The sequence below is a fragment of the Bremerella volcania genome (genome assembly GCF_007748115.1).
GTDB lineage: Bacteria > Planctomycetota > Planctomycetia > Pirellulales > Pirellulaceae > Bremerella > Bremerella volcania.
The window spans coordinates 1,738,785-1,753,482 of the sequence record NZ_CP036289.1 but is presented as its reverse complement, the minus strand read 5'-3'; the positions used below and the strand labels follow the sequence as shown (position 1 = coordinate 1,753,482).

The window sequence follows — 14,698 nt, the reverse complement described above, 5'->3', positions numbered from 1 at the left end:
ACAGCCAGTAGTCTTAAATCTCGAAGAAAACATTCTCCATCGCCGCGCCGAGTGCGTAGACTGAAGCTTGACTGGCTTCCTTTTTTCCAAACACGCTCTCTTCTTCATGGACATCCGACGATATGCGGTTAACCTGTTCACACCTGCATTTTGTATTTCTGCTGAGCCTGCTGGTACTAAGCCATGCGGCGACTTCGTACGGACAAGCGGTCAAGCAGCTTACCGCCCAGCAACTGGCCGATGAGTGGGAGCGGTTGGGACAACGCCAGCCACCGCTTCAAATCAACAAAGCCAACGAGTTTGATCTGACCGGGCCAGCGGCGGTGAAGATGGTTGTCTCTGACGACGCAAGCACCCTGTTAGTACTTGATGAAGAAGGAGGACTCGTTTTCTGGGATTTGACAAGCGGTGTCCAACTGAAGCGGGTTATGCCGGAACAGGCTTCTCCGGAAGCGGCGATCGATATTAGTGGCAATGGCAAAGAGGCCGTGGTCGGTTTTCCTTCGGGCTTGATTCAGATCTACATGACCGACCGCACCAAGCCACGGGTCCAATTTGATGCTTACAAAACGCCACTGACCATGGTTCAGTTCTCTGCCGACCAAGGCAGCCTGATCGCCGTCGATAAGTTCGGCAAGTCCTGGGAAGTAGACATGAAGGGCCAGTCCAAGGGCTTTCGGCCAGGGCCCAGCGAAGACACACCGGTCGAAACCCTGGTTGCCGCAGGCGGACCGAAAAATACCTGGTGGAAGGTCTATATCGACCAGGATAAGCAAGTCAGCGATATCTACTTCAACGGAGAAGAACAGACCGAAAACAACTTAGAGTTCGAGCCACCCACCCAGATAGACGCTTCCGGAGACCGCATCTTGCTGCTGAGCGATAAGCAACTGGCCTGGGTTAATCTTCGCAACATGGGAGAACAAAAGTTCGAGGCGAAATTTTCTAAACTCGAATTTGAGACACCGATCTACGATGCCAAACTGGTTCACCTCCAACCACTGATGTGGACGTTGTTTGAGGACAAGGTGGAACTTCGAGAGGTCTTCTTCGGCCGAGTCACGAAGACAATGAAACTTCCGGCAGACCTTGATCCAGAGCATACGCAAGTTTGTCCCAACGGTAATGCCCTTGTCACGATCACGCCCAAGGGGCACGTTACGCGATGGATGGCGTATGTTCAAAGCGACGGCTCGATGAATGCCCTCTTTTCGTCTCTTTCGTTCGCTTATCGCAATCAGCGATTCGATGCGTTTGAAGCACTCGCCAAGAAATGGAACGGAAAGACCGATCTGTTCGAAGATAGCTCGCATGAAACGCCGTATACGTATCTCATGCGAATCGTCCAGCGTCTAGCGTTAAGTGGCCCTCCAGAGGAGGTGAAAACGTACGCCAACATTCAAAGCTGGATCCGCAATCACCCAGACAACTGTCAGTTCATGCGGATCGCGCTATTCCGGCTTTACTTGGCCGATGGCTACCAGGCCCGCGGGCAAGGCTTTGCCAACACCGTGACCGAAGATGGCTGGAAAACGTTTTACGCCAACATGGAGAAGTCGTGGGAGGTCCTCGAGCCGATCTTCGATCAGGAAGACGTTCCGGCCGAAGCCTACACCAGCGCGATCATTGCCGGCAAGAACTTGCAGTGGGAACGCGAAGAGATTAACGCTTATCTCCGCGAAGCGTTCGCCAAGTATCCGACGTACCATCGGACGTTCACCGAAGAAGCGATCGCTCGCCTGCCGCGCTGGGGCGGCAAACCCGGTGAAACGGAGTACCTGGCCCGCTTCACGGCCGACAAGCTGGGAGGCGTCGCGGGGGACATTCTTTATGCCCAGATTGCTCAACACGTGTCGCGGTTCGTCGGCTGGGACAACATCGATATCGAAACACGTTTCTCCCGCGAGCGGATCATGAAGGGGTTGCTCGCCATGACGAAGACGACCGAGAACCAGCGAACGATCAACCTGGCGCTTTATCTTGCCGCGAAGTGGGACGACGAAGAAGCCGGCCTGGCTGCCGCGGGGCGGTTGGTTGATTTGATGGAAATCGCTCGCAATGAGAAGGTGCCAGGAAAGCAGGAAATGATCAAACAGCTTTATCAGCGTGCGAAGGAGAAATAGTTTCACGCGGAAGCCGTTTGCTTTACTTCCACTCCGGCTCACGCTTCTCGACGAACGCCGCGAGCCCTTCCTTGGCGGCTTCGGTGGTGCGGCTGGTGGCGCTGGCCGCGGCGCCGAGCGAGATCAGCATCTCCAACTGTTCCCCCACCGTTTCGTTCAGATGCTTCTTGGTCAGTTGAATGGCCTGCGGTGCCGACTGGGCGATCTGCTTGGTCAGTTCGGCGGCATACGCCCAGAGATTCTTCGTCGGAATGATCTCGTCGTAAGCTCCGATTTGCACGGCTCTCTCGGCGGTGATGGTTTCGCCTGTCAGCAGCAGCCGTGCCGCGTGGCGTCCACCGGTGCGAAAGTGGAGTAGCGGCGTGCAGAGACCGCTGACGATGCCCCGTTTGGGTTCCGGAAAGCCGAGCGTCGCTTCGGGGCCGGCGATGACGATATCGGAGGCCAGGACCAGGCCGGCCCCGAAACCCATGGCCGGTCCATTCACCGCCGAAATGATCGGCTTGGGGAACTGCAGCATCAGTTGCAGCAGCTCGGCCAGGCTGCTGGTGTCTTGATGCCAGCGATCGAAGTTGTCGTCTTCTTTCACGATCGCGTTCATCTCTTCCAGGCACAAGCCCGAGCAAAACGCCGAACCGCCCCCGGTCAGCACGACTGCTCGTACCTTCCGCTCGCCATGCAAATCGCGAAACGCCTGGATCAAATCGAAGACCATCGCGCGAGTAAGCGCGTTGCGTTTCTCTTCTCGGTGAATCGAGATCGTGCCGAGGTTTTGATGAACTTTGACCAGTATCGGGGGCTGAGACATCTTAATCACGAGACCGCACAGGAAAGGAGTCGAGAAGTGGACGAGTCCTCCATCGTAGCAACTCCGCACCCAATCGGGGACACGGACGTTTCCGGTCCCCTCTCCCCGCGGGGGCGAGGGGACAAGAATGATGTTGCGAAAATGCCACAAACCCCGGAAACGCGGTGCTCGAATCGAGCATTCAGGCCTTCGAAGGGAACGAACTACGGGTTTTGCCCGTCTAAAGCACCAGCCAGATTCTTGGTTGGAGGCAGCGAACCCAGGTGAGTTGATGGGTTTTCACCACAGATTTTGAGACCCATTTGTTGCATATCGACAACATCGGCATCCTCACCTGCGCAAACCAAGAACGACATAAACAACTACCAATTATAAACTTAGGGCAATGCCTTGGCGCGGGATTCTGCTTTCGGCATAGGTGCTGCGAATAACGGTGGCGTCGCCCGATCGTGCTTGTCACGGTCGCAAAAAAAACCACCGATGGAGAACGCACCCATGACTCGCTCGCACGAAGCTTTCCAAGAAGACGATGATTTCGATTCGGTCTCGATCAACAACCTCTCGATCGTGAACGACAGCTCGGACGACGACGATTCGTCGGAAGAAGTCAGCCAGGTCGACGACCCCGTTCGCATGTACCTGATGCAGATGGGCGAGATTCCGATGCTGACCCGTCCTGAAGAAATCGACGCCGCCACTCAAATCGACAAGTGGCGAGGACGCTTCCGTCATGCGGTCATCGCCAACGACCTGATCTTGCGTCATGCGTTCGACCTTCTCTCCAAAGTTCGTGATGGCCAGCTCCGCTTGGATCGCACCGTGGAAGTCTCGGTGACCAACGCCAAGGAAAAGAAGCTGATCATGAAGCGGATCGTGCCGAACCTGATCACCCTGCAAGGCATGCTCGAAGCCAACAGTGCCGACTACCGCGTCGCCATCTCGAAGAAGGCCAAGCCGGCCGATCGCCAGGCTGCCTGGAAGCGTTTGACCCGTCGCCGCGCCAAGGCCGTTCAGCTGGTCGAAGAGTTGAACCTGCGAACCAATAAGGTCACGCCGCAGCTGTCGAAGCTTCGTGAGATCTCGCAGCGAATGGACACCTTACTGGAAAACATCGAACTGGCTCGCGAGTACGGCGGCCACCTCAATGGCCAGTCGTTGGAAGACATGCAGCGAGAACTGCACGGCCTGATGCGAGTCACCCTGGAAAGCCCAGCCACGCTGCGTCGCCGTGTGAAGAGGATTGCCGAGTTCCAGGAAGAATACGATGCCGCCAAGCGTCGCCTTTCGGCCGGCAACCTGCGTCTGGTGGTTTCGATTGCCAAGAAGTATCGCAACCGCGGGCTGAGCTTTCTGGACCTGATCCAAGAGGGCAACACGGGCCTGATGCGAGCGGTCGACAAGTTCGAGCACGAACGCGGCTACAAGTTCAGCACTTACGCCACGTGGTGGATTCGCCAGGCCATCACCCGTGCCATCGCCGATCAAAGCCGCACCATTCGCGTTCCGGTTCACATGATCGACACCATGGGTAAAGTTCGTGCGGTCACTCGCGAACTGGTTCAGGAACTGGGCCGCGAGCCATCGCCGGAAGAAGTCGCTTCGCGCATGGACATCTCGATCGACGACGCCAAGGTCATCTGCAAGATGAACCGCAATCCCCTGTCGCTCGATCAACCGGTTGGCGACCACGACGACAGCTTCTTCGGCGAGTTTCTGGAAGATCACCGCGACGACGACCCGCTGTACGAAACGCACCAGCAAGCTCTCAAGGAACGCCTGGGCGAAGTGATGCAGCACCTCAACCACCGTGAACGTGAGATCATTCGCCTGCGTTACGGCCTGACCGATGGTTACGCCTACACGCTGGAAGAAGTCGGCAAGATCTTCAGCGTCACTCGCGAACGCGTTCGTCAAATCGAATCGAAGGCCGTCCGCAAGCTGCAACAGCCATACCGTTCGCGTGGGCTGGCCAGCTTCCTGGAAGGAGCCGAAGACCTACTCGCTGCCGATGCGGCCGAAACCGCATAGGCAGGTAACCGCTCTCCAATTTGGGTGTGTGAAAGGACGGACGGCTTGGCGACACTTAGCCTCCGTCCTTTCGCCTTTTCTTGGCAACGCCATCCGTGTTCATTCGCGTAATCCGTGATTGGAAACCCTCTTCCCTCACCCTGTTCCCTCTCCCTTCGAGGGAGAGGGAACAGGCGCGAATTCGATCTTCAGGTTGGGGTTTTCCTCCGCGGCGTCCATCAGAACGCCCAGCAGTTTCATCGCGCTTAAGTACAGGTATGGGTTGCCGCACTCCCAACTGCGTGGCCAGACCAGCAAAATAGGCTGGCAGATATCGCTGGTCGCGCAGTCGTACAGGGCATCGAGATTGAAGCCGAAGTAACCGGGAAACGAAAGACGCTCGGCGAGAAACGCATAGATCTCTTCGATCGACTCGAGACTCGCTGGCACGACCACTCGAAACGGTTCCGGCGCACTCATGGCTTCGTTTGAACCTCTTGGAAGGTGCGGTAATGGTCGCGGGTAACGAAGATCAATCCATCGCTGGAGTAGACTAGCCGCTCGGCACCGCGCGAGCCTCCCTTGTAATTCAAGTCGGCCTCGAAGTACTGCCGGCCTGGGGCGTCTGGCAGTTCCTTCTCGCGGTTCATGAACCGATCGCCACCGATGCTCTTGCCGGGGGCTACGTCATGCAGGTTCCCTTCGGAAGCCACCCAACCCAGATCGCGGGCCTCGTTCTTGGTCACAAACGTCTCGGGAAGCGTACCATGCTCGATGAGATGCTCGACGATCGCGACCTCTTCGGCCCCTTTGAGAATGCCGCGATTCCACGTCGCGATGTCCGAAGTTGTTTCCGATGATCTCGCCGAGGGCGCGGCGCTCGGCGTGATGTCGACGACTTCCCCCTGCGGATCGGCAACAGGCGCGTCCTCTCTCGGGTTCTTGTCGCCGCCGAACCGGTCCCTCAGCGCGTTGACGCCAAAAATCAACAAAATGATCCCGAATACGATCAGCCGAAGTTTCATACGGGACATCCCGGATTCCTTCATGGGTTGGGCAAGCTTCATGGTTAGGGTTTCCGTTCACATCAAACCATCCGAGGCCGCTCGGCTCAAGTCCATCAGGCGTTAATCGTCGCCAGCGGAGGGTTCGACTTTGCCTTCCAGCACGTCCTCCGACTCGCGCTGCTTGCGGCTCTCTCGGATCGACTTCCCCTTCCCATCCATGAATGGCAACGTGATTCCCAGTTGCGCGAGCGAGGCGAAAAAGATGCCTGAGAAGAAGACTTCGTCGATGTTACCGATGCCGGGGATGTTGTCCGGGATTTCAATGAATCCACCGGAAAGGTTCGCCAGGTAGGCGGTCGAGATCAACAGGCCAAAGATGGCCAGGCAGCCACGTTTCTTACTGGGAGATTCACTCATGGAGAAAGCATTCAAGAAGGGCGATGGGTGCGTTTCTGGCTGACCAATCAAACTGCAATCAGCGTACCATATTTCGGGAAAGGCACTCGAAAAACATTTTCAATCTTCTGAGGTGGAATTCTGGCAACCATCGAATCGGAGAGCGAAAAATATAGGGTACCGAATCGCGCGTTAAAGTGACGCGGTGACAAGACCAAAAGATGCGTCCCTGGAATCCCTGGCGGTCACTTAGATTACTTGGGATTTTTTGGCTAAGCTCGGATGGCTTCGACTGGAGAAAACTTTCCCGGCATGAGTGCTCTCCACAAAGCGCTCGAACCGATCGTGGCGATGTCAGGTTATCTCGATCCCGTTCTCTTTCAGCCAGGCGAATGCCTCGTCGTGAGTGTCGACAATCTTGGTGAGCAGGACTGGATCTTCGGCGCTGGTATCTTGAGCCCACACTTCCCACACGATGCTGTTGGCTCGCCCGTGCGTTGGTGCGACGACGACAATCAGTTGACGCCCATTCGCTTGAGAGAACTCGCGATCTTTCTCACCCAGGTAGCGCATCGTCTTGTGCGAGGCCTGGAAGTCGCGGACATCGGACAAGTCGACCAGCTGAAACTGCAACCCTTCCGGATAGGTGTGCCTGTACAGGCCTTCATCCGACTCAAGTAGCTGTTCATCGGTCACGACGTCGGCGAAGACGAGAAAGACGCCGTTGTCGTGAAACTCCAAAGCAAATGACATTTTGGCTGGCCTTCTGTGCCTACCACGGGCTGGGGTAAAGCCGTGTCCGACAAATTCACTACCAAAGAACCTCTATCGCCATTAGACCGGATCACCCCAGGCAACTCAATCCAGGGCCAGCAACTCTTCCCTAACGGCAGGCTAATGTCCATGTAAGAATTGCAATTGCTAGACGGTTGCTTCTCCCAAAGGTATATTCCGGATCTCGGTCGCAAATAGCCTGGCCTGCCATGGCCAGAAGCTCTTTGAACAGAACCGGCGTCTACCACTTCTTATCTGCCGCTACCCATCCGCAGCCGAATGCGTACGCGACGAATCTTTCAAGTGAGGGAGATTGAACGATGAGCGGAATGCTTGCGAAGTCTCAAGTTCCGGTGGCCAATCGCAGCCAACTACCGGCCGACGTGCAGGCCGGTATCGTGGTCCTGAAGAACATGATCCGCAGCGGTCGCGGAGAAACCTTCAACAACCGCAAAGACGTGAAGAACTCGACCGGCCAACCGCTACCCAAACTCGACCAAGGCTGCGTCTACATCGAAGGAGACGTCGGCCGAGGCCGAGTCGACCGAGGCAAACGCCGCCTGGTCGCCGAGATCGTCGAATCGACGCGGCAGATCCGGGAGATTTACTTTTCGGACGAGCATTATTTGAAGGGGAGCTTCGTGAGGGTTGTTTGAAATGAATGATTCGCTGGTTGCTTGTCGTTAGATTCGCTCGTATGGTATGAGCTACCTACACTAGCATCCAACTAATAACCATTGATCACATCCGAAGAATTATGGCTTGGTATATTTCCTTAACGTTACGCTGGGAAGAACAGCAGGGCAAATCGCTGAAATCATTCTTGAAGTATTGTTCTACCGCTCAAATTCCTAACGACCGCATTCGTATTCCCAAAGCGAGTATGCACGCAACGCTTTATGCGTTTGCGAAGATCGACGGAGTGTTTTTCCCGCATGGAACGATGCAGGATTCCACCCGTTTCGTCCTTGATGAACTGCGAAACAGAGGTATCGAGAAGAAACTGGCGAATCTTCCAGAATTCCGTTTCCGCCCCACAGAACTCAAACATTTCACGGATGGTTCCACGATCCAGTTTGCGGTTGAGGACGATCGGCTTGCAGGACTGCGAAGTTCAATATCCAAGGCAATCGAAGATATTACTCTTCCTTTAGCACTTAATGGAGTGACGTTTCCATTCGATGGGGGCCCCAAAAACAGGGGCAATAACCTCTGGGGGTCCATTGCTCGAGTCCCTGGGGCAGAACAATCCCAGCCCCTGCAGCAGCTTATTCCAATCCAGAAGGAATTCCCTGGCTGGTTCACTGCCACGACTGCGATCTTAACCATTTCCGATGAATCACTCGGCAATACGTTGATCAAAGAAAAAGATAAAGATGATTACTTAGACATCTCATTGACTAAGAAATGACAATCGGTGCTCCAGCCAGAACAAAAAGCACGTCTCGCAATGGTAGGTCGAGACGTGCTTTATTCAATCCAGAGCAGCCTTCACCGTACTAGCGGGCCGGGATTGGTGCGACGTTTCGTAGCTGCTGGTCGAACTCTAACAGCGACGGGAACGGGGTTCGTGTCGGCGGCTGGTAAAGGTCTTGGCGCGGTCCAAGCTCGGGCAGAGACATCTCGTTGAGTTCCTGGATCGTGGAATCGTTGGTCCCCATCCGCACTCGCTGGGCCTTTATATCCTCGACGCGTTCGGCTCGCAGTGCCAGAATATCGTTCTGCGTTTGATTGAGCGCCCGGACGTCATCGTTGACTCCGACTTGCGCCATGACTTTATAGATTGCATCGTCTTTCTTGGTCGGGTTTCCTCGCCCATCCAGGTAGTATTCAACGACCTTGGTCGGGGGTCGACTTAGCTTGGCGGCGTCGTAGAACGCATAGTCCAGAATGGTGATCGTCAGTTTCGTCAGTTGGTCGACACCGGACTCAGGCACCCAAACGTACGTCCCGCAATATTCCCCCACGTGGGCACAACACTTGGGGATGTCCTTTTTGCATCCGACGTAGAACCAGCAAGGCGAGTAAAGACACTCGGAAGTAATCTTGCCGGTCTTCTCGGTGTGAGTTGCCAAGTTGTTTTTGATGATCGATGGGACCAGATTCGTTGGATCTTTGACTACCTGGCCCGATTCCTTATCGTAGTAGACGATGTCATCCCGGTTGGGTTCGTCCACCGACGGAGGAGGGATGACCGCGAACACTTTCTTTTTGCCGTCTCCGTACGTAAAGACATTCCAGCCAAGGAAGGTCTCTTGCGTGGGCGTCGGACTGGCCGTTCCCAGGTAGAACTGATTGAATCGCTTATCGCAGTTCGGACAATGGTTCGAATCCCCTCCCCCACAGCAAGCGGCGATCGCCCGTTGATAGGCGCATCGCATCAGTTCCAACTTGCGCGGATCGTTGATCGGCGTCATCGTGTAGTTCTCGCGCATCCCCCGATTGCCGTTGGCTCCGATGTTCCAGTTCTGCAGACTGCTCGGCAGAAAATTAAAACCGACCGTACCACCCATGCTGCCGTTCACCTCGGAGCTTCCCTGCGTGGGATAAGAAAAGTGAGGCAGCGCGTTTGGGTTGTGCACGAACTTAGCCAGGTTGTCCAACACTTGCTGGGTATGCACATCCGCCACGGTGTGGGCCTGATGTACGGTCTGATACCCCAATTGCGTATGAGCGCATCCTATACATGCCAGAAGAAACGTCATTACGATAATAGTGCGATACATGATAGCCCTCCTGGCCAAGCAGAATCCCCGTGATGAATGCCCCCTCAAACATGGGGAAACCCAACCCTTAACGAGAATCGGCGGCCTAATGCCACGGCATGAGGTTCAAAAGAACCCGCCTGACAACCGGTTCATCTTCCCCAAATTTAGGGCATGCACTGCTATCACTTGTTTAAGATGCACTTTGATATCGTGATAGATTTACTAAGAGATGTCATGGGGTGATGTATGGAGGTCCGTGTATTGCCTGATGCAGCTTTTGGGTGGCAGGTCACATCGGTCTTCCCCAATGGCATGTCCCAAGTTCATCAAGAGCGACGTGCGGCCACTCGTGCCAGTTGCGCCAGCGAAGTCCAAAGCATTTGCTTGACCAATGCCTGCATCTGACGGGTTCAAGAAACAACATCACCCGCGAACCCATGTGGAACGCGGGTGATTGAGGTTTTCAGTAGAAGCTCTCTCGGCAAGGCTTAAAGCTACTTCGATTCCAGCGCGAAGTCAGCCGTGTTTTTTCCTTCGGTAACGTCAGACGTCAGCGTCGTTTTGGCGTTGTACTTCGCCGGAATCGTTTCTTTCGTCGGTTGAAGTCCCGTGACGTCCGCTGGGCCATCGGGCACCTTCACACTGATGGAAACTTTCTTGGTTCCAGGAGCGGCTTTCACTTCGTATTTGCCATTCTCGATTTTGCCGATAGCTGGAGGAATCCCAGCTGCCGCGTCCTCCGCGGATTCGAAGATGATCTCACCTTCCGTAAGCGGCTGACCATCCAAGGTCACCGTTCCGGTCACGGCGTATCTAGGATTGGGCTCGCGGGCAGGACCTTGATCGCACCCCGCAAAGAGGCATGCCGCAAGACAGAAAATCGCTACAAAGTTGCGCAGATGCATGGTGTGTGCCTGTTTTCGATAATGCGATTGAAATCGGGCCAGTTAGCATGGCCCGATTGGTTCCAATGTTTAGACGACTAAGGTGCTGCGACGGTCTGAGCATCGTTTCGTGACGCGTAGGCAGCAAGCACCGAAGCAGCTGTCGTTTCGGCAAGGAAGTGGACCGAACCGTCCCCGAACAGTACGTTCACGCCGCCTGGGTGCTCCGATAGAAGCGGGTGGTTATTGCCCATGTTTTGGCAAACACCATCGGCACAGGAGGTATCTCCCAACGAGCAGCTACCGTTGCGGCAATTTTCATTGATCACGTAGCGGATCGTCGTTGTATTGAACACGCGCGAGTTGGAATCGTTGGGCAGCGACAAATCCGTTGAATTGTTGCGGCCATTGCAGCCCATCGCAAATCCGTGCTGAACGCCAGGGCGGAAATCCCGCTTCGTGGTACTGTTTTCCCATATCCAGCCCCCCACTTCGCCAACGACCATCGTGCTGCTCGTTCCATCGGTAAGATCCGCAAAGGTATTTTGCGTGTTGTACCCCAGCGTTCCGTTTCTACCAACCGGACCATTGTTCGAGCCTGCGGTTTCACCAGGGCTTCCGGTCAATCCCCCAAAGCCGTTCACATGACCGGCGATGCCCGCGTAGTCGGCTACCATGGATCCTGGCGAGGTAGTGCTCAAGCACACGTCATTTTCGAGCGCCGCGGAAGGGCACTTGAATTGGTCAAAGATGGGAGTGCCAGCCGTATCGCCGATGCCCGCCCTGATATTGGTACTGTTGTACTGCTGATTTTTTCCAAGCTGGGCAACCTCGAAAGCGTTATTCAATTCCAGAAACGGCATGATGTAAGCCATCCAGGAAGCGCCCCATTGCTGCCCAGTGCTGGTGCCAAATGGCGAAATGTTGTTCGCGGCTCCCGGCGGGAAGCGATTGAAGGTGTCGTGGTGGTTGTGCAGCCCCAGTCCCATCTGCTTCAGATTGTTCGTGCACTGCATGCGGCGAGCGGCTTCTCGCGCCTGCTGCACGGCCGGCAAAAGCAGGGCGATGAGGACACCAATAATTGCAATCACCACTAACAATTCCACGAGCGTGAACGCACGTGCTGAATGGATCCGCTTCATATAAATTTTCCTTACGTAGAGAAATAAAAGATGAGTACTGAACATGAAAAGACCCCAAAAAGATCGGAGATCAGTTCCATGACTTTCGAATCGACGAACCGTCGCAAGTTTGAAAAGATGATGGGAAGAGTGAATTCACGCCCAAAACGCAAATGGCTCGAAATGCATATCTGCGTGGGGCATAGGCACCTCTTGGAAGCTATCGTAGCGTTATTCCCCCAATTTGTCTGCTAAAAATATCAGCGCTTTTTGATCTTTTTTTTGATCAAATCGTAATTTTTTTCTATACAAAACAGCTCGGCCTCTACCGAGCCAGGCTGTTGGTCTGGGCCAACTCGACCCCCATGCCGGAAATCCCGCAAAGGGAATCTCCAACGCCCAGATCCCTGGCCATAACCAGGCCGCCGCCCAAGTCATGCAGAAGCATGGCATCCCGATCGACGCCCCCTACCGGGCAATCGAGCCCCAACTGGATCAACTGCAGCGTCCCAGCGACGTCCATTTCCACGACGAACGCTGTGATCTTCTCCGGACGAAAATGGCGGAGTGTATTTGGGAGCAGATTGAACTTCAACGAGAGTCGGTGAACGAGGGAGAGAGGGCTGATCCTTAACCAGACATTAAGACGTTTCCGGGGTGAAGATGACACCCGAAATCATTGAGTAGGTAAATTGCAATTTTGAATCTACGGGTCAGTTCCATTCACCATCAATCACTCTTCAGTGAGTTGTGTTTGGCTCTCGTTCACAAGTACAAGTGGCTCTACAGCACTGCCACGGCGATTGCACCATAACTCACCGTCCCAGCAGGACTTCCATGCGGTAGTCATCGCCCCAGCCGCATTTTAATCGTTTGTTCTTCACGCCGACCTTGGCTGTCTTGTTGTTCTTCAGCAGGCTCAGGCTCGTCCTTCGTAGCAGGCTAAAGTTGGCGTCGGCGTGCCCTTTGCGGATGCGAGATTGATCTTCACCGAACGTCACGTCCAGTTGCCAGTGCAGGCTGTTTTCAATGCCCCAATGACCGCGAACGGCCTCGGCGAAACGCTTGCCGGAAAGGTACTTGCTCAGGATATAGTATCGCACCTCGCTCGTCTCGTTCCCGCCTTGCTTCACGATATTGATCGTCATCCCGATCGCCCTCAAGTTCGACCAACGATCTCGTGTGATGATCTCGTCGTTCACAGGGCAGATATAATAGGAACGCGACTCCTCGCGACCATGCCCTTTCTCGTGCGTTTCGTGACGGTGTACTTTGGCTCGCTTGAAATTGCTTTCCTGCTGCGCGACAAAAAAATCTTCGATCGAATCGTGGAGGGTCGGCTGATTGCGCTTCACGGCCAGGCAATAATCGGCTCCCTGGTCGACGATCTTCTGAGCGATGTCCTGTTGGCAACCTTGAGCGTCAATCGTCACTAAACTGCCGGAAACCTCGACGATTTCAAGCAGTTTGGGAATGGCGGTGATCTCGTTGCTCTTCGCGTCGGTTACTACCTGGCCGAGACTCACATGATTGGCAGTCGCCCAGGCACTGACCATGTGAATGGCCGCCTTGCTGCTGGCCTTGTCGAAACTCCGCCGCAGCGTCTTGCCGTCAATCGCGATGATCTGCCCGTCGGTGATTTCGTGTAAGGCGGTGATCCAAGTTGACCTGCCCCCACGAATGAAACCAGTCTTTAAGTTGTAGTCTTCAAGGATTCTTCCAGGGGAAGGTGCTGGAGCGTAGCGGAAGCAGCTTCCCCTGGAAGAATTGCCTCCGGTGCCGGTGGACGGTACCCCAGCGAACTGTGCGGGCGTACCGTGTTGTACTCGACTCGCCACCGTTCGATCAACACTTTTGCCTCCAGCAGCGTGTCGAAGATCTCTCGATCGAGTAGTTCATCTCGCAGCTTCCCGTTGAAGGATTCGATGTAGCCATTCTCCCACGGGCTGCCAGGTTCGATGTACAGGGTGTTCACCTCGACTCGCTCCAGCCAGTCACGGACCTTAGTGGCGGTGAACTCTGAGCCGTTGTCGCTGCGAATGAAGTCTGGCACGCCACGGCGAACGAACAGGTCGCTAAGACGCTCCAAGACATCCTCGCTGGTCAGTTGACGAGCCACATCGATCGCCAAGCACTCGCGAGTATACTCGTTGATCAGCGTCAGCATACGGAAGGCTCGACCATCGTGCGTTCGGTGATGCACGAAGTCATAGCTCCAGACCTCATCACGATGACTCGGCCGCAGGCGAACGCACGAACCATCATTAAGCCACAGGCGACGTCGTTTCGGCTGCCTTTTTGGTACTTTCAAGCCCTCGCGACGCCATAAGCGTTCGATGCGTTTATGGTTCACCTGCCAACCTTTCCGGCGTAACATCTCAGTGATTCGCCGATAGCCATAACGGCCATACTGTTCAGCAAGTTCAATCATCTCCCGGACCAGGCGAGGCTCGTCGTCGGGGACCCAGCGAACACGGCGCTGAGTGGAACGAGGCTGTCCCAGCACCCGGCAGGCCCTCCGTTCTGATACTCGCTCGCGTCCCAAAGTATCTCGCACGTGCTCGACGATTCGCCGTCGCTTGTCCGGGCTCAGAAGTTTCCCGAAGCGGCTTCCTTCAGGATCGCCTTGTCGAGTTCGGCATCAGCCAGCAGTCGCTTCAGGCGAGCATTCTCCTTCTCGAGCTCTTTCAAACGCTTGGCCTGATCGGTACGAACACCGCCGTACTCCTTCCGCCAGCGATAGTAAGTCTGCTCCGTGACGCCGATCGCCTTGCAGGCCTGGGCAATCGTCTTGTCCTGAGAGAGAAGCACCTCCGCTTCGCGGAGATGCTGGATGATCTGCTCAGGCGTGAATCTTCTTCTAGGCATAA

At 55.1% G+C, this 14,698-nt stretch carries 14 protein-coding genes and 1 pseudogene; 4 read left to right on the top strand and 11 right to left on the bottom strand.

Translation table 11 applies throughout. The features are described from left to right. Positions 1 to 122 precede the first annotated feature (122 nt). Positions 123 to 2,123 carry a WD40 repeat domain-containing protein gene (locus Pan97_RS07140; RefSeq protein ID WP_144971426.1) on the top strand — a complete coding sequence of 667 codons (2,001 nt, stop codon included), beginning with the start codon at positions 123 to 125 and terminating at the stop codon, positions 2,121 to 2,123. A gap of 22 nt (positions 2,124 to 2,145) precedes the next feature. On the opposite strand, the gene Pan97_RS07135 is transcribed toward Pan97_RS07140, so the two are convergent. Continuing rightward, the gene (locus tag Pan97_RS07135) at positions 2,146 to 2,931 is read right to left on the bottom strand and encodes an enoyl-CoA hydratase/isomerase family protein (protein WP_196782308.1); all 786 of its coding nucleotides are present in this window, start codon (positions 2,929 to 2,931) and stop codon (positions 2,146 to 2,148) included. 495 nt (positions 2,932 to 3,426) lie between these two features. On the opposite strand from Pan97_RS07135, the gene Pan97_RS07130 reads away from it, so the two are divergent. Further along, a complete protein-coding gene (locus tag Pan97_RS07130) occupies positions 3,427 to 4,959 on the top strand; it encodes an RNA polymerase sigma factor RpoD/SigA (RefSeq protein ID WP_196782307.1) in 1,533 nt (510 codons plus the stop codon). 135 nt (positions 4,960 to 5,094) lie between these two features. On the opposite strand, the gene Pan97_RS07125 is transcribed toward Pan97_RS07130, so the two are convergent. The 4 genes from Pan97_RS07125 to Pan97_RS07110 all read right to left on the bottom strand — a co-directional run bounded on the left by Pan97_RS07125 (position 5,095) and on the right by Pan97_RS07110 (position 7,094). After that, positions 5,095 to 5,418 carry a barstar family protein gene (locus Pan97_RS07125; protein WP_144971423.1) on the bottom strand — a complete coding sequence of 108 codons (324 nt, stop codon included), beginning with the start codon at positions 5,416 to 5,418 and terminating at the stop codon, positions 5,095 to 5,097. Next, a complete protein-coding gene (locus Pan97_RS07120) occupies positions 5,415 to 5,972 on the bottom strand; it encodes a ribonuclease domain-containing protein (RefSeq protein WP_196782306.1) in 558 nt (185 codons plus the stop codon). The genes Pan97_RS07125 and Pan97_RS07120 overlap by 4 nt, the downstream gene beginning before the upstream one ends. A gap of 93 nt (positions 5,973 to 6,065) precedes the next feature. Further along, positions 6,066 to 6,362 (bottom strand): hypothetical protein, encoded by a 297-nt coding sequence (locus tag Pan97_RS07115; protein WP_144971422.1) that lies wholly within the window; start codon positions 6,360 to 6,362, stop codon positions 6,066 to 6,068. Between the two features lie 333 nt (positions 6,363 to 6,695). Next, positions 6,696 to 7,094: a hypothetical protein gene (locus Pan97_RS07110; RefSeq protein ID WP_144971421.1), complete on the bottom strand. Its 399-nt coding sequence runs from the start codon at positions 7,092 to 7,094 to the stop codon at positions 6,696 to 6,698. A 341-nt stretch (positions 7,095 to 7,435) separates the two neighbouring features. On the opposite strand from Pan97_RS07110, the gene Pan97_RS07105 reads away from it, so the two are divergent. Both Pan97_RS07105 and Pan97_RS07100 read left to right on the top strand, forming a co-directional pair. Continuing rightward, positions 7,436 to 7,771: a hypothetical protein gene (locus Pan97_RS07105; RefSeq protein ID WP_144971420.1), complete on the top strand. Its 336-nt coding sequence runs from the start codon at positions 7,436 to 7,438 to the stop codon at positions 7,769 to 7,771. A gap of 101 nt (positions 7,772 to 7,872) precedes the next feature. After that, a complete protein-coding gene (locus Pan97_RS07100) occupies positions 7,873 to 8,526 on the top strand; it encodes a hypothetical protein (RefSeq protein WP_144971419.1) in 654 nt (217 codons plus the stop codon). Positions 8,527 to 8,614: 88 nt separating this feature from the next. On the opposite strand, the gene Pan97_RS07095 is transcribed toward Pan97_RS07100, so the two are convergent. From Pan97_RS07095 to Pan97_RS07070, 6 genes and pseudogenes are all read right to left on the bottom strand, one after another. After that, the gene (locus Pan97_RS07095; protein ID WP_144971418.1) at positions 8,615 to 9,841 is read right to left on the bottom strand and encodes a hypothetical protein; all 1,227 of its coding nucleotides are present in this window, start codon (positions 9,839 to 9,841) and stop codon (positions 8,615 to 8,617) included. Positions 9,842 to 10,317: 476 nt separating this feature from the next. After that, entirely contained in the window at positions 10,318 to 10,728 is a 411-nt protein-coding gene (locus Pan97_RS07090; protein WP_144971417.1) for a hypothetical protein, read from the bottom strand. A gap of 77 nt (positions 10,729 to 10,805) precedes the next feature. After that, positions 10,806 to 11,849: a DUF1559 family PulG-like putative transporter gene (locus tag Pan97_RS07085; RefSeq protein WP_165698646.1), complete on the bottom strand. Its 1,044-nt coding sequence runs from the start codon at positions 11,847 to 11,849 to the stop codon at positions 10,806 to 10,808. A 304-nt stretch (positions 11,850 to 12,153) separates the two neighbouring features. Then, a complete protein-coding gene (locus Pan97_RS07080; RefSeq protein WP_144971415.1) occupies positions 12,154 to 12,423 on the bottom strand; it encodes a hypothetical protein in 270 nt (89 codons plus the stop codon). Positions 12,424 to 12,643: 220 nt separating this feature from the next. Then, positions 12,644 to 13,492, bottom strand: a pseudogene (locus tag Pan97_RS07075) (ISAs1 family transposase); the annotation flags it as partial. Positions 13,493 to 13,521: 29 nt separating this feature from the next. Next, positions 13,522 to 14,696, bottom strand: a protein-coding gene (locus Pan97_RS07070; protein ID WP_144970036.1) for an IS3 family transposase whose coding sequence is annotated in 2 segments (ribosomal slippage) — positions 13,522 to 14,432 and positions 14,432 to 14,696 — 1,176 coding nt in all. Because the reading frame shifts where the segments join, the coding sequence is not laid out codon by codon here. Positions 14,697 to 14,698: the final 2 nt, after the last annotated feature.

Coding starts and splice junctions, on each gene's coding strand:
- Pan97_RS07140 (WP_144971426.1), top strand. CDS start 123: ATGCGGTTAACCTGTTCACACCTGCATTTTGTATTTCTGCTGAGCCTG.
- Pan97_RS07135 (WP_196782308.1), bottom strand. CDS start 2,931: ATGTCTCAGCCCCCGATACTGGTCAAAGTTCATCAAAACCTCGGCACG.
- Pan97_RS07130 (WP_196782307.1), top strand. CDS start 3,427: ATGACTCGCTCGCACGAAGCTTTCCAAGAAGACGATGATTTCGATTCG.
- Pan97_RS07125 (WP_144971423.1), bottom strand. CDS start 5,418: ATGAGTGCGCCGGAACCGTTTCGAGTGGTCGTGCCAGCGAGTCTCGAG.
- Pan97_RS07120 (WP_196782306.1), bottom strand. CDS start 5,972: ATGTCCCGTATGAAACTTCGGCTGATCGTATTCGGGATCATTTTGTTG.
- Pan97_RS07115 (WP_144971422.1), bottom strand. CDS start 6,362: ATGAGTGAATCTCCCAGTAAGAAACGTGGCTGCCTGGCCATCTTTGGC.
- Pan97_RS07110 (WP_144971421.1), bottom strand. CDS start 7,094: ATGTCATTTGCTTTGGAGTTTCACGACAACGGCGTCTTTCTCGTCTTC.
- Pan97_RS07105 (WP_144971420.1), top strand. CDS start 7,436: ATGAGCGGAATGCTTGCGAAGTCTCAAGTTCCGGTGGCCAATCGCAGC.
- Pan97_RS07100 (WP_144971419.1), top strand. CDS start 7,873: ATGGCTTGGTATATTTCCTTAACGTTACGCTGGGAAGAACAGCAGGGC.
- Pan97_RS07095 (WP_144971418.1), bottom strand. CDS start 9,841: ATGTATCGCACTATTATCGTAATGACGTTTCTTCTGGCATGTATAGGA.
- Pan97_RS07090 (WP_144971417.1), bottom strand. CDS start 10,728: ATGCATCTGCGCAACTTTGTAGCGATTTTCTGTCTTGCGGCATGCCTC.
- Pan97_RS07085 (WP_165698646.1), bottom strand. CDS start 11,849: ATGAAGCGGATCCATTCAGCACGTGCGTTCACGCTCGTGGAATTGTTA.